This window comes from Croceivirga sp. JEA036, assembly GCF_011882165.1.
Classification (GTDB): domain Bacteria; phylum Bacteroidota; class Bacteroidia; order Flavobacteriales; family Flavobacteriaceae; genus Croceivirga.
Map to the genome: position 1 here is coordinate 389,843 of NZ_JAATON010000004.1, position 316 is coordinate 390,158.

At 46.2% G+C, this 316-nt stretch carries 1 pseudogene; it reads right to left on the minus strand.

The annotated features are described in order from the left end of the window. Nucleotides 1-316, minus strand: a pseudogene (locus HCO57_RS13050) (hypothetical protein); the annotation flags it as partial.

Genomic DNA, 316 nt, shown 5'->3' on the forward strand with positions numbered 1-316 from the left:
CCAAAGTAATTGGGTCGTTATCGGTAGCCGGGTTGCCCGCTACATCCGTAACATCCGCAGTTACGGTGATAGTTCCATTGTCCAATCCAGAAATATCCGCATCAGTAGCCGTCCACGCATTACCCGAAACAGTAGCGGTAGTAGTTACTGGAGGATTCACGCCATCATCAAAAGTTACCGTTACTACTTGGCCATCTTCTATAGCTGTAGTAGTACCCGAGATGGTTACATCGCCATCTTCGGCAGCATTTACGATGTTATCACCCTCGATAGGGGTGGTAATATCGATAGTAGGTACGGTATTATCTAAAGTAAT